The 25817-nt window shown below is 60.6% G+C and carries 16 protein-coding genes, 3 tRNA genes and 3 rRNA genes; 16 read left to right on the forward strand and 6 right to left on the reverse strand.

What is annotated here, in order from left to right:
- The first annotated feature begins 407 nt into the window (after window positions 1-407).
- The 6 genes from A9D13_RS05105 (at window position 408) to A9D13_RS05130 (ending at window position 5755) form a co-directional block, all read left to right on the forward strand.
- Window positions 408-1896, forward strand: a 16S ribosomal RNA gene (locus A9D13_RS05105).
- Window positions 1897-2108: 212 nt separating this feature from the next.
- Window positions 2109-2185 (forward strand) — tRNA-Ile (locus A9D13_RS05110).
- A gap of 19 nt (window positions 2186-2204) precedes the next feature.
- A tRNA-Ala gene (locus A9D13_RS05115) sits at window positions 2205-2280 on the forward strand.
- 270 nt (window positions 2281-2550) lie between these two features.
- Window positions 2551-5342 (forward strand): 23S ribosomal RNA (locus tag A9D13_RS05120).
- Window positions 5343-5451: 109 nt separating this feature from the next.
- Window positions 5452-5566: ribosomal RNA gene (gene rrf, locus A9D13_RS05125) — 5S ribosomal RNA — on the forward strand.
- The 16S, 23S and 5S rRNA genes sit together here with 3 tRNA genes alongside, the layout of an rRNA operon.
- 112 nt (window positions 5567-5678) lie before the next feature.
- Window positions 5679-5755 (forward strand) — tRNA-Met (locus tag A9D13_RS05130).
- Window positions 5756-5922: 167 nt separating this feature from the next.
- Here A9D13_RS05130 and A9D13_RS05135 read toward each other — a convergent pair.
- Window positions 5923-7085, reverse strand: a protein-coding gene (locus tag A9D13_RS05135) for an IS3 family transposase (protein ID WP_425304738.1) whose coding sequence is annotated in 2 segments (ribosomal slippage) — window positions 5923-6833 and window positions 6833-7085 — 1164 coding nt in all. Because the reading frame shifts where the segments join, the coding sequence is not laid out codon by codon here.
- Between the two features lie 305 nt (window positions 7086-7390).
- On the opposite strand from A9D13_RS05135, the gene A9D13_RS05145 reads away from it, so the two are divergent.
- From A9D13_RS05145 to A9D13_RS05155, 3 genes are all read left to right on the forward strand, one after another.
- Entirely contained in the window at window positions 7391-7831 is a 441-nt protein-coding gene (locus tag A9D13_RS05145; RefSeq protein WP_156521930.1) for a hypothetical protein, read from the forward strand.
- A gap of 205 nt (window positions 7832-8036) precedes the next feature.
- Window positions 8037-8375 (forward strand): UrcA family protein, encoded by a 339-nt coding sequence (locus A9D13_RS05150; RefSeq protein WP_066771798.1) that lies wholly within the window; start codon window positions 8037-8039, stop codon window positions 8373-8375.
- A 166-nt stretch (window positions 8376-8541) separates the two neighbouring features.
- The gene (locus A9D13_RS05155) at window positions 8542-10104 is read left to right on the forward strand and encodes a tetratricopeptide repeat-containing sulfotransferase family protein (RefSeq protein WP_172808108.1); all 1563 of its coding nucleotides are present in this window, start codon (window positions 8542-8544) and stop codon (window positions 10102-10104) included.
- Between the two features lie 57 nt (window positions 10105-10161).
- On the opposite strand, the gene A9D13_RS05160 is transcribed toward A9D13_RS05155, so the two are convergent.
- The 5 genes from A9D13_RS05160 to A9D13_RS05180 form a co-directional block, all read right to left on the reverse strand.
- Entirely contained in the window at window positions 10162-12591 is a 2430-nt protein-coding gene (locus tag A9D13_RS05160) for a TonB-dependent receptor (RefSeq protein ID WP_066771047.1), read from the reverse strand.
- 174 nt (window positions 12592-12765) lie between these two features.
- Complete coding sequence (locus tag A9D13_RS05165; RefSeq protein ID WP_229665373.1) at window positions 12766-13767, reverse strand: sterol desaturase family protein; 1002 nt, start codon at window positions 13765-13767, stop codon at window positions 12766-12768.
- Between the two features lie 381 nt (window positions 13768-14148).
- A complete protein-coding gene (locus tag A9D13_RS05170; protein WP_066771051.1) occupies window positions 14149-15111 on the reverse strand; it encodes a Vgb family protein in 963 nt (320 codons plus the stop codon).
- A 32-nt stretch (window positions 15112-15143) separates the two neighbouring features.
- Complete coding sequence (locus A9D13_RS05175) at window positions 15144-16157, reverse strand: MBL fold metallo-hydrolase (protein ID WP_066771061.1); 1014 nt, start codon at window positions 16155-16157, stop codon at window positions 15144-15146.
- 18 nt (window positions 16158-16175) lie between these two features.
- The gene (locus A9D13_RS05180) at window positions 16176-17264 is read right to left on the reverse strand and encodes an MBL fold metallo-hydrolase (RefSeq protein ID WP_066771064.1); all 1089 of its coding nucleotides are present in this window, start codon (window positions 17262-17264) and stop codon (window positions 16176-16178) included.
- A gap of 207 nt (window positions 17265-17471) precedes the next feature.
- Between A9D13_RS05180 and A9D13_RS05185 the strand changes: the two genes are divergently transcribed.
- The 7 genes from A9D13_RS05185 to uca are packed head-to-tail and all read left to right on the forward strand — an operon-like array spanning window position 17472 to window position 25812.
- Window positions 17472-18557 (forward strand): putative urea ABC transporter substrate-binding protein, encoded by a 1086-nt coding sequence (locus A9D13_RS05185; protein WP_066771067.1) that lies wholly within the window; start codon window positions 17472-17474, stop codon window positions 18555-18557.
- Between the two features lie 30 nt (window positions 18558-18587).
- Window positions 18588-19403, forward strand: coding sequence for an ABC transporter permease (locus tag A9D13_RS05190; RefSeq protein WP_066771070.1), 816 nt, complete (start codon window positions 18588-18590; stop codon window positions 19401-19403).
- The gene (locus A9D13_RS05195) at window positions 19400-20236 is read left to right on the forward strand and encodes an ABC transporter ATP-binding protein (protein WP_082922130.1); all 837 of its coding nucleotides are present in this window, start codon (window positions 19400-19402) and stop codon (window positions 20234-20236) included. Before A9D13_RS05190 ends, A9D13_RS05195 begins: the two co-directional genes overlap by 4 nt.
- Window positions 20237-20248: 12 nt before the next feature.
- Complete coding sequence (locus A9D13_RS05200; protein ID WP_066771072.1) at window positions 20249-20746, forward strand: CopG family ribbon-helix-helix protein; 498 nt, start codon at window positions 20249-20251, stop codon at window positions 20744-20746.
- Window positions 20743-21570, forward strand: a complete 828-nt coding sequence (locus tag A9D13_RS05205; protein WP_066771074.1) for an urea amidolyase associated protein UAAP1 — start codon at window positions 20743-20745, stop codon at window positions 21568-21570. Before A9D13_RS05200 ends, A9D13_RS05205 begins: the two co-directional genes overlap by 4 nt.
- A 19-nt stretch (window positions 21571-21589) precedes the next feature.
- Window positions 21590-22225 (forward strand): urea amidolyase associated protein UAAP2, encoded by a 636-nt coding sequence (locus A9D13_RS05210; RefSeq protein WP_066771075.1) that lies wholly within the window; start codon window positions 21590-21592, stop codon window positions 22223-22225.
- Window positions 22222-25812, forward strand: a complete 3591-nt coding sequence (uca, locus tag A9D13_RS05215; protein ID WP_066771077.1) for an urea carboxylase — start codon at window positions 22222-22224, stop codon at window positions 25810-25812. Before A9D13_RS05210 ends, uca begins: the two co-directional genes overlap by 4 nt.
- Window positions 25813-25817: the final 5 nt, after the last annotated feature.

Consider the following 25817-nt stretch of genomic DNA (forward strand, 5'->3'; position numbering starts at 1 on the left):
TGAAAAACATGTGTTGACCGACTCAAAGGGTGTCCATATATGCCGCCTCACCGACGGGGACGACGCTTCAACGGCTCGCTTCTGACGGTCGCCAACATAGACGGACAGCAGCTCCTCCGAACGTTAAGATCGGGGCGGCTTAGTTGTCCGCCTTTAATTGTCTGGCGGTTCTTTGACATTGTAGGTTTTAGATGAAGGGACATGTGGGCGACGGCGCCCCGTCCGGGGAGCTTCAGGCTCCGTGTACGGGTTGATTAAGTCGATGCCACGTTCTGCCGGCCACCACGGCTGGTATGAATGATACATGTCCTTCGTATCCATTACGTTTGACAAGTGCAGGTATCGGCTCCTGAAGTTCGGTGCATTGGGCGGGTCAGCTTCGGCTGATGCTCATTGTGTCGTGACACAAACTTGAGAGTTTGATCCTGGCTCAGAACGAACGCTGGCGGCATGCCTAACACATGCAAGTCGAACGAAGGCTTCGGCCTTAGTGGCGCACGGGTGCGTAACGCGTGGGAATCTACCCTTAGGTTCGGAATAACTCAGAGAAATTTGAGCTAATACCGGATAATGTCTTCGGACCAAAGATTTATCGCCTTTGGATGAGCCCGCGTTAGATTAGGTAGTTGGTGAGGTAAGAGCTCACCAAGCCGACGATCTATAGCTGGTCTGAGAGGATGATCAGCCACACTGGGACTGAGACACGGCCCAGACTCCTACGGGAGGCAGCAGTGGGGAATATTGGACAATGGGCGCAAGCCTGATCCAGCAATGCCGCGTGAGTGATGAAGGCCTTCGGGTCGTAAAGCTCTTTTACCAGGGATGATAATGACAGTACCTGGAGAATAAGCTCCGGCTAACTCCGTGCCAGCAGCCGCGGTAATACGGAGGGAGCTAGCGTTGTTCGGAATTACTGGGCGTAAAGCGCGCGTAGGCGGCTTGCCAAGTCAGGGGTGAAATCCCGGGGCTCAACCCCGGAACTGCCCTTGAAACTAGCAGGCTAGAATCTTGGAGAGGTCAGTGGAATTCCGAGTGTAGAGGTGAAATTCGTAGATATTCGGAAGAACACCAGTGGCGAAGGCGACTGACTGGACAAGTATTGACGCTGAGGTGCGAAAGCGTGGGGAGCAAACAGGATTAGATACCCTGGTAGTCCACGCCGTAAACGATGATAACTAGCTGTTCGGGTTCACAGAACTTGGGTGGCGCAGCTAACGCATTAAGTTATCCGCCTGGGGAGTACGGTCGCAAGATTAAAACTCAAAGGAATTGACGGGGGCCTGCACAAGCGGTGGAGCATGTGGTTTAATTCGAAGCAACGCGCAGAACCTTACCAGCCTTTGACATCCTGGTCGCGGATTAGAGAGATCTTTTCCTTCAGTTCGGCTGGACCAGTGACAGGTGCTGCATGGCTGTCGTCAGCTCGTGTCGTGAGATGTTGGGTTAAGTCCCGCAACGAGCGCAACCCTCATCCTTAGTTGCCATCATTTAGTTGGGCACTTTAAGGAAACTGCCGGTGATAAGCCGGAGGAAGGTGGGGATGACGTCAAGTCCTCATGGCCCTTACAGGCTGGGCTACACACGTGCTACAATGGCGGTGACAGTGGGCAGCGAACTCGCAAGGGTGAGCTAATCTCCAAAAACCGTCTCAGTTCGGATTGTTCTCTGCAACTCGAGAGCATGAAGGCGGAATCGCTAGTAATCGCGGATCAGCATGCCGCGGTGAATACGTTCCCAGGCCTTGTACACACCGCCCGTCACACCATGGGAGTTGGGTTCACCCGAAGGCGTTGCGCTAACTCGCAAGAGAGGCAGGCGACCACGGTGGGCTTAGCGACTGGGGTGAAGTCGTAACAAGGTAGCCGTAGGGGAACCTGCGGCTGGATCACCTCCTTTCTAAGGATTGATGCGAAAGCGTCCGACGTCAGTTGGAAAGAGCTTCGCAGCTTCCAAAGAACATGCCGTCGTCCTCATGTCCCTTCATCACTGGAGATCAGCACCGCTGCTGCAAAGCGCGTGTGCTGTGTCGCCTGAGCTGGCCATTCTGGCTTCCACTGGCGCCCGCTGCGGCTGCCTTCTGCAAGGAAGGATTGAGCCGGCGGGCAAGTGGGCCTGTAGCTCAGTTGGTTAGAGCGCACCCCTGATAAGGGTGAGGTCGGAGGTTCGAATCCCCCCAGGCCCACCAATCGTTTTGCGTTTCTAAAGGGGCCTTAGCTCAGCTGGGAGAGCACCTGCTTTGCAAGCAGGGGGTCATCGGTTCGATCCCGATAGGCTCCACCAGAACGCAGATGGTGACGAACTACTCCAGGGATGAAGAGAAAGCTGATCCGGCTTATGCCGGTTAGGCGATCATATGGATCGCCGATCTTTGACATTGTGAATGGGTTTTTAAATCGATGCCGTGGCGGTATCGTGTGACGAGCAGGGAGACCTGCGCGTGCATGGTATCATCACAAGATCAATCAAAATTGATTATCTGGCTGAGATATCGTCCGCACCTAGTTAACAGCGCAGGCATTATGCAGGCCTGTCGTTGATGGTGTGGATTCTCAAGCGTGAGGTAAGAGCATTTGGTGGATGCCTTGGCATGTACAGGCGATGAAGGACGTGGCACGCTGCGATAAGCGTCGGGGAGTTGTGAGCAAACTTTGATCCGGCGATTTCCGAATGGGGAAACCCACCTTCACCATTTCTCTCGTTGTTCGAGCAATCGGGCAGTGAGTGAGGTGGATAAGGTATCCCGAGGTGAATAAAATAGCCTTGGTGAAGCGAACCCGGGGAACTGAAACATCTCAGTACCTGGAGGAAAAGACATCAACCGAGATTCCGTTAGTAGTGGCGAGCGAACGCGGACCAGGCCAGTGCCTGTATCTAAACTAGCAGAACACTTTGGAAAGAGTGGCCATAGCGGGTGACAGCCCCGTATGCGAAAATGAGGATACAGGACTTGAGTAGGGCGGGACACGTGAAATCCTGTCTGAACATGGGGGGACCACCCTCCAAGCCTAAATACTCGTACATGACCGATAGCGAACTAGTACCGTGAGGGAAAGGTGAAAAGCACCCCGATTAGGGGAGTGAAACAGTACCTGAAACCGAATGCTTACAAGCAGTTGGAGCCTCTTTAGGGGGTGACAGCGTACCTCTTGCATAATGGGTCAGTGACTTAATTTATCATGCGAGCTTAAGCCGTTAGGTGTAGGCGCAGCGAAAGCGAGTCTGAATAGGGCGACTGAGTATGATGAATTAGACCCGAAACCCGGCGATCTATGCATGACCAGGTTGAAGGTGCGGTAACACGCACTGGAGGACCGAACCGGTGAATGTTGAAAAATTCTCGGATGAGTTGTGTTTAGGGGTGAAAGGCCAATCAAGCCGGGAAATAGCTGGTTCTCCGCGAAATCTATTGAGGTAGAGCGTCAGATGTTTGCCGATGGGGGTAGAGCACTGGATGGGCTAGGGCGGCGCGAGCTGTACCAAACCTAACCAAACTCCGAATACCATCGAGTCTAGTCTGGCAGACAGACGGCGGGTGCTAAGGTCCGTCGTCAAAAGGGAAACAGCCCTAACCTACAGCTAAGGTCCCCAAGTCATCACTAAGTGGGAAAGCATGTGGGAATCCCAAAACAACCAGGAGGTTGGCTTAGAAGCAGCCATCCTTTAAAGAAAGCGTAACAGCTCACTGGTCTAAATAAGGGTTCCTGCGGCGAAGATGTAACGGGGCTAAAGTGATGCACCGAAGCTTAGGGTTCATAGTTTACTATGAGCGGTAGCGGAGCGTTCCGTAAGCGAGTGAAGCGATCTGGTAATGGGTCGTGGACGTATCGGAAGTGCGAATGCTGACATGAGTAGCGACAAACAGGGTGAGATGCCCTGTCGCCGAAAGACCAAGGGTTCCTACGCAATGCTAATCAGCGTAGGGTGAGCCGGCCCCTAAGACGAGCCCGAAGGGGGTAGTCGATGGGAACCACGTTAATATTCGTGGGCCTGGAGATGTGTGACGGATTGCGGAAGTTGTTCTCTCTTATCGGATTGAGAGGGCAGCCATGTTGTCCCAGGAAATAGCCTCTCCATATAGACCGTACCCGAAACCGACACAGGTGGTCAGGTAGAGTATACCAAGGCGCTTGAGAGAAGTATCCTGAAGGAACTCGGCAAATTGCCTCCGTACCTTCGGAAGAAGGAGGCCCTCTTTCTACGCAAGTAGTTGGAGGGGGCACAGGCCAGGGGGTAGCGACTGTTTAGCAAAAACACAGGACTCTGCTAAGTCGGCTTCAAGACGACGTATAGGGTCTGACGCCTGCCCGGTGCTGGAAGGTTAAGAGGAGGAGTGCAAGCTCCGAATTGAAGCCCCAGTAAACGGCGGCCGTAACTATAACGGTCCTAAGGTAGCGAAATTCCTTGTCGGGTAAGTTCCGACCTGCACGAATGGCGTAACGACTTCCCCACTGTCTCCAGGATATGCTCAGCGAAATTGAATTCTCCGTGAAGATGCGGAGTACCCGCGGTTAGACGGAAAGACCCCGTGCACCTTTACTGCAGCTTCAGAGTGGTATTAGGAAAGAGTTGTGTAGCATAGGTGGGAGGCTTTGAAACGTTGGCGCCAGCTGACGTGGAGCCATAGGTGAAATACCACCCTGCTGTTTTCTGATATCTAACCTCGCGCCGTTAGCCGGCGTAGGGACCCTCTGTGGCGGGTAGTTTGACTGGGGCGGTCGCCTCCTAAAGAGTAACGGAGGCGCGCGATGGTAGGCTCAGGCCGGTTGGAAACCGGCTGCAAGAGTGCAATGGCATAAGCCTGCCTGACTGCGAGACTGACGAGTCGAGCAGAGACGAAAGTCGGTCATAGTGATCCGGTGGTCCCTCGTGGAAGGGCCATCGCTCAACGGATAAAAGGTACGCCGGGGATAACAGGCTGATGATTCCCAAGAGCTCATATCGACGGAATCGTTTGGCACCTCGATGTCGGCTCATCACATCCTGGGGCTGGAGCAGGTCCCAAGGGTTTGGCTGTTCGCCAATTAAAGTGGTACGTGAGCTGGGTTCAGAACGTCGCGAGACAGTTTGGTCCCTATCTGCCGTGGGCGTCGATACTTGAAAGGAGTTGCCCCTAGTACGAGAGGACCGGGGTGAACATACCTCTGGTGTACCTGTCATCCTGCCAAGGGTGCCGCAGGGTAGCTATGTATGGACGGGATAACCGCTGAAAGCATCTAAGCGGGAAGCCTCCCTTAAGATTAGGTATCTTCGAACCGTCGTAGACCACGACGTTGATAGGCCGGGTGTGGAAGTGCGGTAACGCATGGAGCTAACCGGTCCTAATAGTTCTGTTCGCGCTTGAGAATTCCACATCATCAATGACAGTCCTGTCTTTGATGTGGACGATCCTCGACCAGATATTCACCCTCAAGGGTGCATCGATTTAAAAACGCTGCCACGCCTGCTTCATTGCTTGGTGACCATGGCGTCTGTGACCCACCCGATCCCATCTCGAACTCGGCCGTGAAACCAGACTGCGCCGATGGTACTAATGCTCAAGCATTGGAAGAGTAGGTCGTCGCCAGGCATTGAAGCCGGCGTGTCAGCGAAAAACCCATTCACATGACTTCCAAAAAGCCGCTGCCGGATATTACCGAGCGGCGGCTTTTTAGTCTCTACGCTGCCCAGCAGCACGGTGACGCGGGGTGGAGCAGTCCGGTAGCTCGTCAGGCTCATAACCTGAAGGTCGTTGGTTCAAATCCAACCCCCGCAACCACCGATATAGAACTCCTCATTGCACCTAGATCATGCGCCGGCGCCTTCGTGGCCGCCAGACCCACCACGTGTGCCGGGTCGAGTTCGACTTCCGCCTCGACATCATTGCTCTGCCACCTGAAACTTGGACCATTCAGCGTGTTGGTCTGAGCCCGAAGTTTCTACCAGTTACGAGTAGAGCCTTGGGCCGTTTTGATGCCCATCGCTGGGCGTGATGGCAACAACCGTATTGGGGGCATGCCCCCAATACGGTTTGCCGTTTGATCCGGCACCGATCTCGGCCGGAGTTCTGTTTCCGAGGCTCGAGTGGGGCCGGAAGTGGTTGTAGTCGTGTCGCCATGCCTCCAACTCCTGGCGGGCATGGGCGAGGCTGGTGAAGATCGTCTCGTTCAAGAACAGCCGCGCGTTGAAGCTCTCGATGAACCCATTCTGGTATGGCTTGCCCGGCGCAATGTAGTGCCATTCCACATTGCGCTCCTTGGACCAGCGCAGGATCGCCATGCTGGTGAGTTCTGTCCCATTGTCGCTGACAATCGTGTGGGGCCGCGCCATCCGATCAAAGACCGCTGCATCGAGCTCCCGCCCGACCCTGGCGCCGGAGATCGATGTGTCGGCGATCAGTCGGACGCACTCTCGGCTATAATCATCAACCACGGCGAAGATCCGGAACCTGCGCCCGCAGGCAAAGGCATCCGACACGAAGTCGAGGCTCCAGCGCTGATTGGGGTCGTGCGGGACCATCATCGGTGCCCGCGTGCCCAAGGCCCGCTTGCGACCACCGCGACGGCGCACCTGCAACCGTTCCTCGCGATAGAGCCGTCGGAACTTCTTGTGGTTCATCGCCCATCCTTCCCGGCACAACAGCCAGTGCAGTCGCCGATAGCCGAACCGACGGCGCTCGCAGGCCAGTTCCCTGATGCGGTCACGCGCCTTTGCATCGTCGGGGCGACGACTGACATAGCGCACCATTGTTCGGTCCACGCCCAGCACCGCGCAGGCACGACGCTGGCTCACCTCGAAGACCTCCTGGAGATGAGCCACCGCCCGCCGCCTGGCACCGGGCGCTAGAATTTTTTTGCGCTGATCTCCTTCAGCATGGCGTTATCAAGCATAGAGTCCGCCAGCAGCTTCTTCAGCCGCTCATTCTCCTGCTCCAATTGACGCAGCCGACGGGCATCGGACACTTCCAGCCCGCCATACTTCGACTTCCATTTGTAGAAGGTCGCTGAGCTGATCCCGTGACGACGGCATACGTCCGCCGTCGCCATCCCCGCTTCCTGCTCCTTCAACACAGCGATGATCTGCTCCTCGCTGAACCTGCTCCGCTTCATTCGTCCGTCTCCTTGTCAGGGCCGGACTCTACTTATCTTTGGAGGAAATCTAAGGGCTCAGACCAGTGTCATCGGCATTTCGGCCATCGACGAGCACATGCGGCAGCGCGGCGATCGGGATGGCGCAGACCGGATTTGTCGACGGGTACATGAAATGGTGCGGCCAGTGAGACCGACCGATCGGCGGGCCAGTGCCGCATTGACCCTGAGCGCATTATTGATATTCTACCTCTCATAGCGACAAGATTTCCATTGGGAGAGTTCACCAGCGCGCGCCGCACCCGGCGTGACGCAAGGAGACTCAGATGGATCGTATGCGCGTTTCAACCAGAAATTGTCTCGGGGCGTCAGCCTGTCAGGCGCAGCGGGTTTTTCGCTCCGCTTTTGCTGTCCTGGCGATATCGGCCGGTCTGGTTGCTTCTCCTGCCTTGGCAGCGGACAAGCATAAGACACGGCTCGTCGATTGCGGCATCGACAGCTGTCTGCAGGTGACTGGCTATCGTTCGGCCCCGGACACACGTGTCGTGATCAATGGGCGCAGGGTCGACGTCGAGGGTGAGACGAGCTGGAAATTGCGTCTGCCGCTGGACACGCTGCGAGCATGGGCGAAACCCAACGATCGTTCGATAGAGATAGTGCTCGAGGATCCCGTGACCAATCGCAGCAAGAGCGCGGAAGTCGCGCTTCCGATTGGATTGCTGGGCGACCAGACCATGCTGGATTCCATCGTCGTCACGGCACGATAAGAGGCAAATTGTGCTGGATTGCAGCACGCGCAGCATTACGCAACGATGCGACGGATGCGCGGCGAAGTAATAATCATTAACTGACAAGCATTTCCCGCAGTGCCGAAGGCGTAAAAATCGCCATTTTGTTGTCAGCCTGAAATCGCGACCCTATGTGTATGACCTACCGCCGAAGAGCGGTCTGGATAATACGCAGGAGAAGACGATGAAGAAGGGCCTGATGGTCACTGCCGCTTGCACCATGGCAAGCTCGGCATTTGCAGCTACACCCGAAACGACCGCAACCGATCCCTTTGTGCAGCAGAATGTCGTGCTGCACCTCGATGGGCTCGACCTCGCTACCGTCGATGGGCAAAAACGTCTTGCGATCCGCATGGACAATGCCGCTCGTGCCGTGTGTGGGGAAGGTCTCGACAAGGTGCATCTGGCCGCCGCCAGACAGGCGCGTGAGTGCGAAGTGGCGGTAAAGGCCGACATTCGCGACCAGATCGAACAGCGCATGGCCGCGAATGGCGGCTCGGCACGGCTAGCCTCGGCGCGATAGAACCGGCCGCACGGGCGGTGTGCACGATCGGCGGGGCAGATGTTCGGTTTGCCTCGCCGGACAGGTTTTCATATGCTGGCACCATGACTGATGTGCTGTGCCTACCGCTTGTTTCACCCTCGTTTACGTATCGCTTTGAGAGCCTGTACGGCGTGGGGCGCTGCTCTTGACGTCGTTCGGGGGGCAGGCCCGATCCGCGCTTGCGCGAGGGGATGTGCATGGCGCTACCGCTGCTGCGCGGACGCTCATCGATACAGAACCGAACAATCCCGAAGGTTATTTCCTGCTGGGCATAGCGGCTGCCGAGGCGGGGCAAGTCGCAAAGGCGCTGCCGCTTTTACAAGCAGCGATCGCGCGAGGCGAGACATCCGAACAATTCGCCCATCTGGCAAAATTGCTGATCATGATGCACCGCGACGGCGAAGCGGGCGATGCCGCGCGCAAGGCGTTGGCGTTGGGGCCGCCGGATGCGTTGACCAATGATACGATCGGCTGCGTGCTGGTGCGGCTGGGCGATCATCAGGGCGCGCAGCAGCCGTTCGAGGCTGCTGTGGCGGAGCGGCCCGACCGGCTCGATTATCGTTACAATCTGGCGGCGGCTTATGGCTTTACCGGCCGCGTCGACGATGCGCGCAGCCATTATGAGGCGATCCTTGCGGCCGACCCCGGCGATGCGCGGGTGCATTACGCGTTGGCGCTGCTGTCGCGGCAGACGCCGCAGGAAAACCATGTCGCCCGTCTCGAAACCGCATTGGGCGCGGCCCAGCGGCCCGGCGATGCGCTGCGCATCCGCTATGCGCTGGCCAAGGAACTGGAAGACCTGAGCGACCCGCGCGCCTTCGATCACCTGTCGCGGGCGAACGAAACGCACAAGCAGTCGCTGCGCTATGAATTCGCGCAGGATGAGGCGATCTTCGATGCGATCGAGGGGCTGTTTTCACATGGGCCCGCGCTGCAGGGAGAGGGCGTCAGCGGTAGTGCGCCGATATTCGTGGTGGGCATGCCGCGGACAGGCACGACATTGGTCGATCGCATCCTGTCGTCGCATCCCGATGTGATGTCGGCAGGCGAATTGCAGGCGATGCCGCTTGCCGTGAAGCGCCTTGCCGCAACGCGTTCGCGCACGATCATCGACCCCGAAACCATCGCGGCATCGCGTGACATCGACCCGGCGGCGCTGGGCGAAGCCTATCTGGCGCAGGCAAGCCATCACCGTCCAGCGGATGCGAAGCGCGTGATCGACAAGCTGCCGGCCAATTTCCTGTATGCAGGCCATATCGCGCGCGCCTTTCCCGATGCCGCCATCGTGTGCCTGAGGCGCGGGGCGATGGACACGATCTGGAGCAACTACAAGAACCTGTTTGCCAGCCAGTCGGCCTACTACGCCTATTCCTATGATCTGATGGACACGGCCCGCTATTACGCGCGGTTCGATCGCCTGATGCATTTCTGGGAGGAGCAGATTCCCGGCCGGGTGCTGCAGCTTTCCTATGAAGGTCTGGTCGCCGACCAGGAGGGGCAGACGCGCCGCCTGCTCGATCATTGCGGGCTGGAGTGGGATGAGGCCTGCTTGTCGTTCCACGAAAACAGCGCCGCCGTCGCAACGCCCAGCGCGGCGCAGGTGCGCAGGCCGATCAACGCCGATGGCGTGGGCAAATGGCGCACGCATGAAGCGAAGCTGGCGCCGGTGCGCGACTGGCTGGCGGGGCAGGGTTTCGACGTCACATAAGAAACGGGGCGCCTGCCGCATTGGCAGGCGCCCCGCTCATGTTCGGATCGGGTCCGATCAGTATTTGACGCGGGCTTCGATGCCGACAGTGCGCGGCGTCAGCACCACCTGACGATAGTAACGCAGCAGCGTGCCATCGTTCAGACCCGTACGCGAACGGTCGTTGGCGACCGAGACAACCGCGTATTTGTCGAAGATGTTGTCCGCAAACAGACCGACGCTGAACTTGTCGGTGTCATAGGACAGCGATGCGCGGTGCGTGACGAAGCTCGGCAGCTTGTCGCCATAGGCGCGATCATAGCCCAGACGCGTGACGACATTGCCGCGATAGACCGCAGTCCAGTTCGCAGTGATGTCCGCATCGGGGAGCTGATAGATATAGGTCGCACCCAGCGTGCCCGAATTCTTGGGCGAACCGGGCAGGCGGTCGCCCTTGAGCGCGTCCAGCTTGATCGGCGAGCTGGGATAGCTGCCGGCCGGATCGTTGACCGCGATGATGCCCGAAACGTCCTCGGTCAGCTTCGCGTCGGTGTACGAGTAGGTACCCTGGATCGAGAACTGCGGCACGGGGCGCAGCTGGAACGAACCTTCAAAGCCCTTCGATTCCGCAGCGCCTGCGTTAACGGTGATGCCGGTCACGCCATAGGTTGTGGCCGACGCGACCTGCAGGCCCTTCCAGTCGACCTTGAACACGTTGAAGTTCAGGGTCAGCTTGCGGTCGAACAGCTGGCTGCGAACGCCGATCTCGATGTTCTTGGTGGTGTCGGGGCCGTACTGGATCTCGCTCGGCAGCGCGCAGATGACCTGCGGGCCGTCGTACTGGGTCGGATCCTCGGGGATGTCGGCATCACACGGGGCAACGCGGTTTGGTCCGCCGATACGATAGCCCTTGGAGTAGGTGCCATAGACCATCAGATCATCGGTGAGGTCGATCGAGCTGTTGAACTTCCAGACCCAGCCGTCCTGGCCGCCCTTGCCGCCGCTGGCGGTGCGGTCATAGGGGCTGAGCGGCTGACCCAGAAGCGGCAGCGTCGCGGCACCGGCGATTTCCGAGGTGTAGTCGAAATAGCGGGCACCTGCGGTGACCTGCCAGAAATCGACAGGCTGCAGTGTTGCTTCGCCGAAGACGGCCTTTTCGATCACCTTGGAGGTGACGAAGCTGACATATTCCAGCGCTTCGGGGTTGCTCTCGGTATCGACCCAGGGGTGGTTGGGCGTGTGTTCGGCGTAATCGCTCTGGTACTTGTTGCGGTTGTAGAAACCGCCGAGCACCCAGCTGAACGGGCCGCCATGGGTCGAAACGAAGCGGACCTCGGCATTGACCTGCTTGCGCGAGGTTTCGGACTCGTTCCACGCGGCGAAGGCGGGATAGAGTTCGTAGCCATAGTCGAGGTCGAGCAGCAGGTCGGTGACGTCGCCTTCGGCCTCGGTCTTCACCTTGGTATAGGCGCCGGTGGCGACGATGTCGAAGATGCCGCCGACGCTGGCGTTCACTTCGGCGCTGGCAAGATGGGCCTGACGCGTGGCGGGTTCGACAAAGCGGCTGGCGTTTTCATACTTGCCGGTTTCCAGAACGCCCGCACTGTTCGACTGTGCGCCGCCAGTCTTGGTCCGCTGATAGGCGTAGGTCAGGATCAGCTGCAGGTCTTCGGTGGTCTGGAAGAGCAGCTGGTTGCGGCTGGTGAAGGTCTTCTCGTAGTTGAGATCCTTCGCGAAGGTGAGGTTGTCGGCGTAATCTTCCGCAGTGACGGTTTCGGTGCCGCTCGGCTGGGTCAGCGAGATGCCCGGTTCCTGCACCAGCAGCGGGTAATCCATGAAACCGGCTTCGGAATAATAGCCGGTCGCCGAGCGGAACGCGATGTGATCGCGCACGATCGGCAGGTTGATCATGCCATCGACCTGATAGCCGAAGTCATCCGAATGCGACATCGCATAGCCGCGCGCGTGGCCGGCCATCTCGATCGTGTCGGTGTTGGGACGGTTCGGGATATAGCGGATGGCGCCCGCCAGCGTGCCCAGACCATAGAGCGTGCCCTGGGGGCCGAGCAGCGTTTCGACGCGGTCGATGTCGATCAGCTTGAAGTCGTAATAGAGCGGCACTTCGCCCAGATACACGCCAAGCGAGTTATTGTAGTTCGAGCCGAAATCGCCCGTGTCGCTGGCGCTGAGGCCGCGCAGGATGATGTTGCCGGTCGAACCCGGGCCGGTGTCGAGCACGGTCATGCCCGGCGTGAAGTCGGCGATGTCGCGCACGTCCTCGATGCGCTGACTTGCCAGCTCTTCCGCGCCGATGGCCGAGATGTTGATCGGCGTGTCCTGGATCGTCGTGCTGCGGCGGGTGCCGGTCACGACGATGGTGCCGTCCAGCGACTGGGCCTCGGTGTCGGTGGTCGCGGCGTCCTGCGCCTGGGCCTGCGTTGCCAGCGTGCATCCTGCCAGCATCGTGGCCGAAAGCAGCCCCATCCTAAGTGTCGAGCATTTCGTCATTTACTACCCCCTATCTGGGTTCAAAACTTCCCCGTGCCGCGGCGCGCCATGCGCCGAAGCCCTTCGGTCCGATAATCTCTGGATCTTGCGCTGCACCTGCTGCCGGTTTCCGGCTTGTCGCATGTGCCCGCCTGCACTTGACGCTGTCCAAGACGCCGATCGTGCGATCCCGTGCTACTCCTGCGTTCCGCCCGTTCCCGATCCGGACAGGGTGGCAGCGCCTGTGCGCCGCGCCTTGATCGCATCGATTGCGGGTTGAAACGGAAACATGAATTGTTCGTAGATCGACAGCCGCTTGCGTTCGTCCTGTCCGACGACAGAGGATTCCCCTTCGCGATAGGTGCCGAAGATGCGGTCGATGAAGATCATCGAATTGGCATAATTACAGCGCGTATCTTCATAGCTGAGGGCCGTGTGATGCAGGCTGTGATGCCGGATGGTGGTGAAGAAGAACGAATAGAATTTCGGCGGATCCGACCGGACATTTGCATGCGCGAAGCCCGAAATCACGTTCAGCATGTTGAGCCCGCAGAAGATCGCCGGGACCGAGAAATCGAAAAGCGCGACGACGCTGAGGCTGATCAGGAACAGCTCGATCGGATTTCCGACCGCGCCCTTCAGCGCATTCAGCTGCGTCAGGTGATGATGCGGCGCGTGGGTCAGCCACAGCGGGTAGAAGTTATGCATCAGGCGATGCATCCAGTACTGCCCGAATTCGATGATGAAGAGGACCAGCACGGCCTGCACGATAAACGGCAGGTCCAGCATCCACGGCGTCGAGATACCGAGCATGCCCTTCAGCGAAAGCAGCGGTTCGTCTGCCAGCGTCACGACCGCCCAGGCGATCGCGGTGTAAAGCAGCACGACATAGAATACGTCGGTCGCCAGTTCGCGCAGGTTGATGCGCCAGGTCGCATGGCGCTCGAACAGAAGCTCCAGTCCCTGGATCCAGACCATGATCGCGATGCTGAAGATCAGCAGCGTTGTCGGATTTTCCGTGATGCTGGTCGGACCAAGGCCCCAGAACAGGCAGGTCGCCGCAAGCGTGACGGGTGCAAGCAGGTTTACAAGGGTGGCGGAGATCGCGCCGCGCCTGTCGTCGTGGACAGCGGCAGCAGTCGGGTTCGCCGGCATGTCCGCCGACATTGAGATATTCTCGCCCTGCGATTGCTCCATCGAAAACCTCCCTTTTGGGCCGTTCCCGACCCAATCGTGAAATTCCTTCTCAGCAATCCCCTCAAGCGCCGCTCTATGGCGACTGATCAATACGGTACAGATATTACCAAAAGCGTCAAGCGTATTAAACGCGCTTGCAGCGAATATCGTTAATTGCAGTCAACATACTGAAATATAATGATATTGTCTGGATTTTTCGGCAACCCAAAGAACCGCGAATTCGCCCTTGCGGCATCTTGAGCGTAGCAATCATGCAACAATTGTCGGCCAAGTGCGGCGTTTGCCCGATTCCATAATAGCGCCCGGCCGGAGGGTGGATTCGCCGACCGGGACGCGGTGCCCCGGCCGGCGCGCGCGCTTGGCGCTTATCCGTGGAGGCGCTTATTCCTCGGCCGCCGTCTCACGCGACCAGAAGGACAGGGTGTGATTGTCGTGCGCCGACGTCCAGATACCCGCAGGCGTATAGCGGATTGCGCCGCTGCCAGCCGCTTCGCCAAGCCGTTCGGACACTTCCATCGTTTCGGGATCGATGATCGCGAAGACCTGATCGTCGGTCGTGCGCAGCCAGACAGAGCCGCCGCCGGTGTCGATGTCGCCATATATCAGGTTTTCGCCAACCGGCACGCGGCCTGATACTTCCATCGTTTCGGGATCGACGCGCGCGACGGTCCCGTCGCCCTGTTCCTGCACCCAGACCGCGCCTTCGCCTGCTGTCAGGAAGCCCGGCTGCTTGCCAAGCGCTACCTTGCCGACGACGGCATTGCTCGCAGGGTCGATTTTTTGCAGCGACTGTTCGTCGCTGCTGACGGCCCAGAGCGCGCCAAGCCCATAGGACAGGTAGAAGGTGCCGGGATCGACCTCGACCGTGGTGATGACCTTGTCGGTGGCGGGATCGATGCGCGAAATCACGCCCTTGGCGTCGCTGGGCACCCAGATGGAGCCTGCGCCCGCGACCACATTGGTCTCGCCCTTGGGGTTGGCGATGCCGGTTTCGATGATCGTCTGGACCTTCGCGTCCTTGGTGCTGATGCGATACAGGTTCGCATCGGGGCAATTGGCGACCCACAGCGAATCCGCTGCCAGCGCCATGGTGCCGCACGGACGCGGCATCTCGGTCGCGGCGATCTTGCCGTCGACGCCCCATTGCTCGACCCGTCCATCATTGGTCGCCCACACCGTATCGCCATCCACCGTCAGGAAGTCGGCGAAACCGGGAACGTCCAGCACCTTTTCGACTAGCGGGGCAGGGGCCTGCTCGGGCTCTTCGGCAGGCTGGCTGCTGCATGCGGCCAGCGCCGCCGTGACCGCTGCCGATGCCAAAGCGATTGCCATTGTCTTCTTCATGCGACTTGCTCCTCTCAAAAGAACGTCAGCGATCAGCTGTAGCGGTAGGGATATTTGTCGATCGTGGTGGTGCTGCGCGTTTCGTTGCACAGGAACACGGTGCCGGTGAAATAGATGCCCGGCTCGGTCACGGTCTTGGCGAATTCAAACGTGTCGCGCAGCTGCTGGACTGTCATTTCCACCGGAGCCTCGTCCGGCTGGTAGGTAAGGCCATAGGGGTAATCGACATCGTCATTGCTGATCTCGACATGGCAGCCCATCACGTGGGTGACGGGGTGTGTGTCGACGAAATCGATCAGCCGCTTCATGCTGTCGAACCAGATGTCCCAGAAGCTGATGTAGCAGCGCCCGCGATAGAACATGTCGCCGGTGTAGAGGATCTGGGTGTAGCTGTCGTAATAGGCGAATTCCGAAACGACGTGTCCGGGTGATCCCCAGATCAGCACCTCGCGCCCGCCAAGATCGAGTGTGACGCGTTCTTCCGGGAAATTGGTCATGCCCCAGAAACCCACCATCTCTTCGTGGGTCAGCCCCATGTAGCGCGTGTTGGGCCGGTCGGCGAACTGGTTGACCGCGGCATAATGGTCGGCATGCAGATGGCTGAACGCGACCAGCAGCTCCATCGCAGCCGGGTTCTTGCCGTTGCGGGCGCACCACTCCTCGATCGTGGCGTCGACGATGCCGCGCAGGTCGCAATCATTGCGAAGCTGGACGAAGCCTTCGTCGAGGAGGAGGATGCGGTCATTGCCGAAATACAGCGGCGCGAACGGCGCCTCGTAGCTATACGCCTTGTTCTGGCGCAGGATCGCGGTGTGTTCGTTATACCAGTGGACCTGCCAGGGCGGGTCGGTGTTGTCCATGAGCGAGGAGGACCCGCAGATCCACTTGTCGGGAAAGCTGCCCTTGGCGGGCAAATTGCTCTTGAAATCGATGGTGGGTCCATTGCCCGCAGGGCCCGCTCCCAGCGTTTCGGCATAGGCGACGCCTGCGCCCGAAAGCGGAACGGCGGCAGCGGCGTTGTAGGCGAGGAAAGTACGACGATCCATGACTCTATCCTCTCAAGGTCAGAAGGGGCGGGGCGGGGCGATGTTGGGCACGCCCTCGGGCCACTCGCGCGTGCGCTGGTCGGGGCTGACCCCGTTCAGCAGCACGAAATCGGGGCGGATCAGGATCATGTCCTTGCCCTGCACCTCGCGCGCATAGGTGATGGCCTCGTCGATCAGGTAAGGCTCCATCTCCAGCAGCCGTTCGTATGGCTTGTAGGTGGCGAAGCGCGGGTAATATTTGCCCGGCACGAACATCATCTCGATATGGCCGCCCATGATCCACTTGACCGGATTGGCCGCGGCGAAAGCCTTCAGCCGTTCGAGTGATGTCACGAAGTCCCGGTCGTTCCCGATATTGATCTTGCCCGGGAACAGGATGTCGCCGGTGAACAGGAAATCGCAATAGGGATCGTAGAAGCTGACCCCGTCCTTATGCGCGCCGGGGGTGGGGATCACCGTGATCGCGCGGTCGCCCAGCTCGATCGTGGCCGTGCCATTGGGCCAGCTGCCCAGCAGGCCATAGAAATCCTTCATCGCGGCGAGCGGCGTGGGCACGATGGTCGTGTTGGGCCGCCCGGCGAACTGGGCAAGGCCCTGGTTCTGGGCAATGTCCTCGCCCGAAGTCATCGCCAGCGTCAGCGGCACACTCGTGCGGCCGCGCGCCTTGGCCCAGCGGGCAATGATCGCGTCGACCGTTTCGCGCAGCGGGTAATGCGCCGGATTGGCGGTGGCGCCATTGTCGATCAGCAGTGCGCCCTTGTTGCCGAACAATAGATAGGTGAACGGCGCTTCCCAATGGACGCACACGTTCTGGCGCAGAATGAAGGTGTCTTCGTTATACTGCATGACCTGCACGCGCGGATCATTGTTCTTGGCCGCCACGTTGGAGCCATAGGTCCAGCGGAAAGCTATGCGCCCCGGCGCCGGGCCGTCGCACGCATAATCATGCACCACGCGGGAGCGCGGCTGGGGCGGGACGGCGCTGTCGGTGTTCTTCACGCCCGGCGGGTTGAAGCCCGCGTCGGGATTGCCATTGGGGTAGGTGCGGCCGGCGGCCATCTGCGAATGGCCCACGACTTCGGTATTCGTGCTCTGGCTCTGAGGCATCGGTTTCCCTCGAGTGCGCCGCATAAGCGGCATGGAACGATCACCTGAAAAGCAAGCCTTCCCCCTCTTGGCGCCTTGCCGGCTGGCTTTGGTCCGGCGCGCCTGAGGGGGATCATATGGATATTACCAAACATATCAACAGTAATAATTTTGCATGGACAATGCGGCCGGAACCGGCGATGCTGCATCCGCGAAAGGAGTCGAATCATGCTCAACGGGTTCCGCACCGCCAAAAGAATTGCACTGATCGCTTGCGCCATGCTGGTCGCGTCCTGCTCATCCCCGAAGGAAGAAGCAGCGCAGCCGCGCAGCGAATTCGACATCGGCTGGTCGATCTACGCCGGCTGGATGCCATGGCCCTATGCCCAGCAGGCCGGCATCGTCGACAAATGGGCGAAGAAATACGACCTCAAGATCAATTTCGTTCAGGTCAACGACTATGTCGAATCCGTGAACCAGTACACCGCGGGCAAGCTGGATGGCGTGACCGTGGCGAACATGGACGCGCTCACCATCCCGGCCGCAGGCGGCAAGGATACCAGCGCGATCATCGTCGGCGATTATTCGAACGGCAATGACGGCATCCTCTTGAAAGGCACCGACCAGCTGTCGGCCATCAAGGGGCGGGACGTCTATCTGGTCGAGCTTTCGGTTTCCCATTACCTGCTCGCCCGCGGGCTGGAATCGGTGAACATGCCGCTTAGCGACGTGAACACCATCAACACCTCTGACGCTGATATCGCGGGCACTTTCTCCTCGCCCGACATCAGCGCCGTCGTGGCATGGAACCCCCAGCTTTCCACCATGGCGGAACAGCCCGATGCGAATCTGGTGTTCAGCTCGGCCGATATTCCCGGTGAGATCCTCGACCTGCTGGTCGTCGATACCGCAACGCTCGAAGCCAATCCGAACCTCGGCAAGGCGCTTGCGGGCATCTGGTACGAAACGATGGGCATCATCATGGAGGACAGCGAGCAGGGTCAGGAAGCGCGCGCTGCCATGGCCAAGCTTGCCGGCACCACGCCTGAACTGTTCGAGCAGCAGCTGAGCACGACCTATCTTTACGGCAAGCCTGCCGATGCGGTCGCGGCCACCACTTCGCCGGACCTGATCACGACCATGACCCGCGTGCGCGATTTCAGCTTTGCGCAGGGATTGTTCGGGCAGGGCGCGCGTTCGGCTGATGCCGTCGGCATGTCGTTCCCGGGCGGCAAGACGCTGGGTGATGAGCAGAACATCACGCTCCGCTTTGACGATACCTATATGCAGATGGCAGCCGATGGCGCCCTTTAAGGGCCCATCGGACCGAGGGGGAAAATTCCCATGCGCTGGGTAAATCGCAAGGTCGGGCGCACCAACGCTTTCATCATGGGCGCGATCCCCATCGTGCTCCTGATGATCGTCTATCTGGTGCTCGCGGGGGATCGCCATGCGATCAACCCGAACGACAAGATCCTGCCGCTTCCCTCCGGCATGGTCGCGGCGATGTCCGACCTTGTGACCCAGCCCGACCGCCTGTCGGGTGACTATCTCTTCTGGTCGGACACGCTGTCCAGCCTGACCCGACTATTCATCGGACTTGGCATCTCGACCCTCTCGGCATTGCTGGTGGGTCTGGTGCTGGGCGTTCTTCCCCCCGTCAGGGCCACCTTCGGACCGTTAGTCACAGGAATCGCGGTAATCCCCCCGATTGCACTGCTGCCGATCCTGTTCATCGCCTTCGGACTGGGCGAGACCGCGAAGGTGGCCCTGATTGTCATCGGCATTGCGCCATTCATGATGCGCGACATTGCCGCCCATATCGCGGCTTTGCCGCGCGAACAGATCATCAAGGCGCAGACATTGGGCGCGAGCAGCTGGCAGGTGATGATCCGCGTCGCCCTGCCGCAGGCGATGCCCCGGTTGATTCAGGCGCTGCGCCTGTCGCTCGGCCCGGCCTGGGTGTTCCTGATTTCGGCAGAGGCGATCGCGGCGGATAGCGGGCTTGGCTATCGCATCTTCCTCGTGCGGCGCTATCTGTCGATGGACATCATCATTCCCTATGTGGCGTGGATCGCACTGCTTGCCGTGGCGATCGACCTGCTGCTCACCTTCAGCAGCCGCCGCATGTTCCCCTGGGCGCATGGAGGCGATCGATGAGCGCGCTCCTTTCCCTTCGCAACATCTGGGTCGAGTATGGCGAGAAGGTCGTTCTCGAAAATGTCTCGCTCGATATCGAGGATCGGTCTTTCGTTTCGATCATCGGACCTTCGGGCGCGGGCAAGAGCAGCCTGCTGCGCGTCGTGTTGGGGCAGGAAGTCCCGACGCGCGGCAAGATCCTGCTCGACGACACGCCGCTGCCGCCCGAATGCGGGCCGGATCGCGGCGTGGTGTTCCAGCGCTATTCGGTGTTCTCGCATCTCTCGGTTCGAAAGAACGTGATGTTCGGTCTCGAATGCGCGCAGGCACCCTTTACCGCACGGCTTTTCGGCGCCCGCCGCAGGGCCGCGCAGGAAGAGGCCGAAGAGATGCTCCACGCCGTCGGGCTGGGCGATGCGATGGATTTGTATCCCTCGGAAATGTCGGGGGGCATGCAGCAGCGTCTCGCCATCGCGCAGGCATTGATAAAGCGCCCGCGCATCCTACTGCTCGACGAACCCTTCGGCGCGCTCGATCCCGGTATCCGGGCCGACATGCATGCCCTGATCACCCGGCTCTGGCATGACTATGCGCTGACTGTGATCATGGTCACGCACGACATCAACGAAGCGTTCTCTCTGGGCACGCGCGTCCTCACGCTCGACAAGCGGCGGCACGATCCGCACGCGCCGCACCGCTATGGCGCGACCGCGGTCTATGACCTGCCGCTCGACCGTAAGGAAAAGCCGGCGGACCTTGCCGCAGATGCGGCGCAAAGCCCCGGCGGAAATGTCGATGCTGCGACTGCGTCATCGCCATCCAGTATTACGATTGACAAAGATCATAATAATTGAGAAAGTCGTGACATGAGTTCCGAAGCCAACAGTCTTGCGCGTTTGAGCATGAGTTTGCCGGCCGAACTTTTCCGCCAGCTCGACGTCATGGTCGAGGAGCGGGGCCTGCCTTCGCGCTCGCAATTGATCGCGGAACTGATCCGCCATGCTCTTGCAGAGCACGAGGCGCATTTCCGCCCCGAGGACATGCTCGCGGGCACGATAACGCTGGTCTATCGCGGCAGCCGCGGGCGCGTGCGCCAGCAGCTTGCCGAGATGCAGGCGGATTATCTGAAGGAAGTCATCTCCTCGCAGCATGTCTTCCTCGAAGACGACCAGTCGCTCGAAGTCCTGTTGGTGCAGGGCCCTGCCATGCGGCTTGAGGAATTGTGCGATGCGCTTCGCGGCATTCGCGGCGTGCATCAACTTCAGCTTGTTACCACCACCGCCCTGCTTCCCCCGCTCCACGACGTGGAGGGCGAGCGCAATGCCGCCGCACGGGCGACGACGAAGAAGGAACCTGCCCAATGACGACGGCAAATCTCGCCGATCCGATGGCCGCGCGCGATCATGCGCGTTCGATGGCCGGGACCAAGGCCGACGCGATGCCGGTCTTGCCGCCCGTCGCCGACGACCTGCCCGATGGCGTGCCGGCTGACGATCTTGTCTGGGAAGAAACAATCGCACCGGGCGGCTATGCCACGCACCGGCTGGCACGCGGCACGCGCCTGCGCCTGATCGACCTTGAAGGCGACGCCTGCGCTTCGCTGCTGATCTATAACGCCGAAATGCCGACCGAGCGGCTCAACGTCGCTGACACGGTAAAGGTGCAGTGGAACGGCTATCTGGGCAAAGGCAAGCTGCTCCTGTCCGACATGGGCCGCGTGATGATGAGCATCGTCGAGGATGATGCGGGCACGCATGACGCGTTCTGCGGCACGTCGAATGCCGCCACCAATGCCGCGAAATATGGTGAAGGCCGCAACAGCGGCGCCTGCCCCAACGGGCGTGACCGCCTGCTGCTCGGTTCGGCCAAGCACGGATTGCAGCGCCGTGACGTGCACCCCTGCATCAACCTGTTCAAGGGCGCCAAGGTCGCAGCCGATGGCGCGATCACGGCCGAAGTCGGCCCGTACGAGGCTGGCCGCTCGCTGGTGCTGCGCGCCGAGATGGACGTGATCGTGGTGATCGCGAATTGCCCCCATGTTCTTGACCCGCGCGACGAATATGCCGTCACGCGTCTGCGCGCCACTGCATGGCGCGGCCCTGTCACGCCCGCCGATGATGCCGTGCGCAACGGCAGCCCCGAAGGGCTGCGCGCGTATGAGAACGTCGAAGATTATTACCGCCGGTAAGAAGGACGCAGTGCAGCTCATGAGCACCGACAAAGATCTCGCTGGCCTTTCCGGCCCGGTCATCCATGACGAGGTGGTGGCAGCGCGTGCGCCGTGGATCCACCATATCAAGGCGGGCCAGACCCTGCGCATCGTCGACATGGAAGGCAATCAGGCCGTCGACTTCCTGCTCTATAGCGAAGCCGACGATGTCGAACGCTATAGCGCGCAGGATACCGTGTCGGCGCAGGGCAATCTGTTCCTGCGCGAAGGGACCGTCCTGCGCTCGAACGAGGGCAATCCGATGATGACCATCGCGTCCACCTCGGTCGAGTATCACGACACCATCGGCGGCGCGTGTTCGTGCGAATCCAATACGCTGCGCTATGGGCACCACACGAAATCGCAGCACGCCTGCGTCGAGAATTTCCTTGAGGCGAACCTCACCGAAAAGCGCGGCAAGCGCGATATCGTGCCCAACATCAATTTCTTCATGAATGTGCCTGTTCTCGAAGATGGATCGCTGGGCATCGTCGATGGCATCTCCGCCCCCGGCCTTACCGTCGACCTGCATGCGGAGATGGACGTGATCGTGGTCGTGTCGAACTGCCCGCAGATCAATAATCCGTGCAACGCGTTCAACCCGACGCCCGTTCGCATGATTGTCGCCGCATGAGCTTCGACACCGTCCTGGTCGCGAACCGGGGAGCGATCGCGACCCGGATCATCCGCACCCTGCGCCGCATGGGTCTGCGCTCTGTCGCTGTCTATTCGGAAGCGGATGCGGGGTCGCTGCACGTGTCGCAGGCCGATGTCGCCATCTGCATCGGCGCCGCCCCTGCAGCGAAAAGCTATCTCAATATCGAGGCGATCCTTGCCGCAGCCAAGGAAACCGGCGCGGGCGCGATCCACCCCGGTTACGGCTTCCTTGCCGAGAATACCGAATTTGCCGAGGCCTGCGCGGCAGCCGGTATCGAATTCATCGGCCCCACCCCCGATAATATTCGCACTTTCGGTCTGAAGCACAGCGCCCGCGACCTTGCCGAAAGCCATGGCGTGCCGCTGGCACCGGGCACGGGCCTCCTCACCGACGCGGAAGAGGCGGCGAAGGCCGCCAACGAGATCGGCTTCCCGATCATCCTCAAGGCGACCGCCGGCGGCGGCGGCATCGGCATGCGCATTTGCGAAGACGAAGGCGCCGTGCGCGAAGGTTTTGCCGCGGTGAAGAGGCTGGGCGAGGGGAATTTCGGCGATGCCGGTGTCTTCCTCGAACGCTATATCGGCCGCGCCCGCCATATCGAGGTCCAGATCTTCGGCGATGGCAAGGGCCGTGTCATGCCCCTGGGCGAACGCGATTGTTCGCTCCAGCGCCGCAATCAGAAGGTCGTCGAGGAAGCTCCCGCCCCGCAGTTGAGCGACGCCAAGCGCGCCGAACTGATCGCGGCTGCCGTCCGTCTGGGCGAGGCGGCGAATTACCTGTCGGCCGGTACCGTCGAATTTCTGTTCGATGCCGACCGCGAGGAATTCTTTTTCCTTGAGATGAACACCCGGCTGCAGGTCGAGCACGGCGTTACCGAAGAGGTGATGGGTGTCGATCTCGTCGAATGGATGATCCGCGGCGCGGCGGGCGATTTCGCCTTCCTCGACATGGATGTGCCCAAGGCGAAGGGCCACTCGATCCAGGTACGCCTCTATGCCGAGGACCCTGCGCTCGATTACCGCCCGACCACCGGAACGCTGACCGCGGTCGATTTCCCCGAAGATATCCGTGCCGAGACATGGGTGATGGCGGGCAGCGAAGTCAGCGCCTTTTACGATCCCATGCTGGCCAAGCTGATCGTCCATGCCGATGACCGCGACGCTGCCATCGCGGCGATGCAGTCCGCGCTGGATGACAGCCGCATCGACGGGATCGAGACGAACCTGCGCTGGCTGCGCGACGTGGTGCGCGATGCGCGCTTCGGCGAAGGCAAGGTTTCGACCAAGCTGCTGGAGACGGTCGCCTACAACCCGCGCTGCATTCGCGTGGTCAGCGGCGGCACTGCGACTTCGGTGCAGGATTGGCCGGGCAGGCAGGGCCTGTGGGCGATCGGCGTTCCGCCTTCGGGTCCGATGGATGACCGTTCGTTCCGCATCGGCAATCTGATGCTGGGCAACCCGGAAGGCACTGCCGGTCTTGAAATGACCGCCAGCGGTCCGACCCTCAATTTCACCGCTGAGACGCAGATCTGCCTGACGGGCGCCGATTTCGGCGCGAAGCTGGATGGCGAACCCGTGGCGCGCAACATGGTGCTTTCGGTCAAGCCGGGGCAGACCCTGTCGACGGGCCGCGTCAGCGGCGGCGGCGTGCGCGGCTATATCCTGTTTGCGGGCGGGCTGGATATCGCGGCCTATCTGGGCAGCCGCTCCACCTTTGAACTGGGGCAGTTCGGCGGCCACGCCGCGCGCCGCCTGCTGGCGGGTGACACGCTGCATCTGTGCGCGCCGTCCGAAGCAGCAACCGCGTCGGCGGAGCAGGCCGTCCCCGAATTCGGCAAGAGCTGGACTTTGCGCGTGATGTACGGCCCGCATGGCGCGCCCGATTTCTTCACGCCCGGCGACATCGACCAGATTCTCGATGCCGATTGGCAGGTCCATTACAACTCCAACCGCACCGGCGTGCGGCTGGTCGGGCCCAAGCCCGAGTGGGCAAGAAAAGACGGCGGCGAAGCGGGGCTTCACCCCTCGAACATCCACGATAATCCCTATGCCGTGGGCGCTGTCGATTTCACCGGCGACATGCCGATCATCCTTGGCCCCGACGGCCCCTCGCTGGGCGGGTTCGTGTGCCCGTTCACGGTGATCGCCGCCGACCGGTGGAAGATCGGCCAGCTTGCGCCCGACGACAGGCTGAAGTTCATCCCCGTCAGCGCCGATGACGCAGCGGCGGCGCAAGGCTCCATGCTGGAACCGGCGCAGGCCGATCCGGTGGCGCGCGCAATCACCGATCTCTCGCCCGTGCTGGCCGAGACGCCCGCGCAGGGCAACCGCCCGCAGACGTTCTATCGCCAGCAGGGCGACCGCAACATCCTCGTCGAATACGGGCCCATCGTGCTCGACATCGAACTGCGCATCCGGGTCCATGCCCTGATGACGGAGCTTGAGCGGCTGGCGCTGCCCGGCGTGATCGACATCGTGCCCGGCATCCGCTCACTCCAACTGCATTTCGATGGCAGGACGCTGGACCAGCAGGGCGCGCTCGCTGCGCTGATGCAGGCGGAAGACGCGCTGGGCGATCTGGAGGACTTCACCGTCCCCTCGCGCATCGTGCACATGCCGCTTAGCTGGCGCGATCCGGCCACGATCGAAACGACCGAGAAATACATGGCCGCCGTTCGCGACGATGCGCCATGGTGCCCCGACAACATCGAATTCATCCGCCGCATCAACGGCCTGCCCGATGCCGACGCGGTGGAGCGGGTGATTTTCGACGCCAGCTATCTGGTGATGGGTCTGGGCGATGTTTACCTCGGCGCGCCGGTGGCCACCCCGGTTGATCCGCGGCACCGCCTGGTGACGACCAAATATAACCCGGCCCGCACCTGGACTCCGCCAAACGTGGTGGGCATCGGCGGCGCCTATATGTGCATCTATGGCATGGAAGGTCCGGGCGGTTACCAGCTGTTCGGGCGCACCATCCAGGTGTGGAACACGCACCGCCAGACCGACGCCTTCATCGAAGGCAAGCCATGGCTGCTGCGCTTCTTCGACCAGATCCGCTTTTTCGAAGTCAGCGCGGAAGAGCTGGCCGAATGGCGGCGCGATTTCCCCAATGGCCGCCGCTCGATCAAGGTCGAGGAATCCGAATTCCGCCTTGCCGATTACCGCGCCTTCCTGGCCGAACATGCGGAATCGATCTCAGCCTTTGAAGAAACGCGGCAGGCCGCCTTCGACGAAGAGCGGGCCGAGTGGGAGCGTTCCGGCGAATTCGACCGCGTCACCAATCTGATCGAGGAAGATCTTGGCCCGACCGAGGTCGCCACGGTCGAGGCGCCCGAGGGCACCGAGCTGATCGAGGCCCCCTTTGGCGGCAGCGTCTGGAAGCTGATGGTGAAGCCCGGCGATTTCATCAAGGCGGGTGACATCATCGCCGTGATCGAGGCCATGAAGATGGAAAGCCCCTTCGAAAGCCCCGCCAGCGGAACGGTCGAGGAACTCTATCTGCAGGAACGCCAGTCACTGCAACCGGGCACCCCCATGCTCGCGCTGAGGCCGGAGGCATGAGCGAT

It is taken from the genome of Croceicoccus mobilis, from assembly GCF_001661965.1.
Classification (GTDB): Bacteria; Pseudomonadota; Alphaproteobacteria; order Sphingomonadales; family Sphingomonadaceae; genus Croceicoccus; species Croceicoccus mobilis.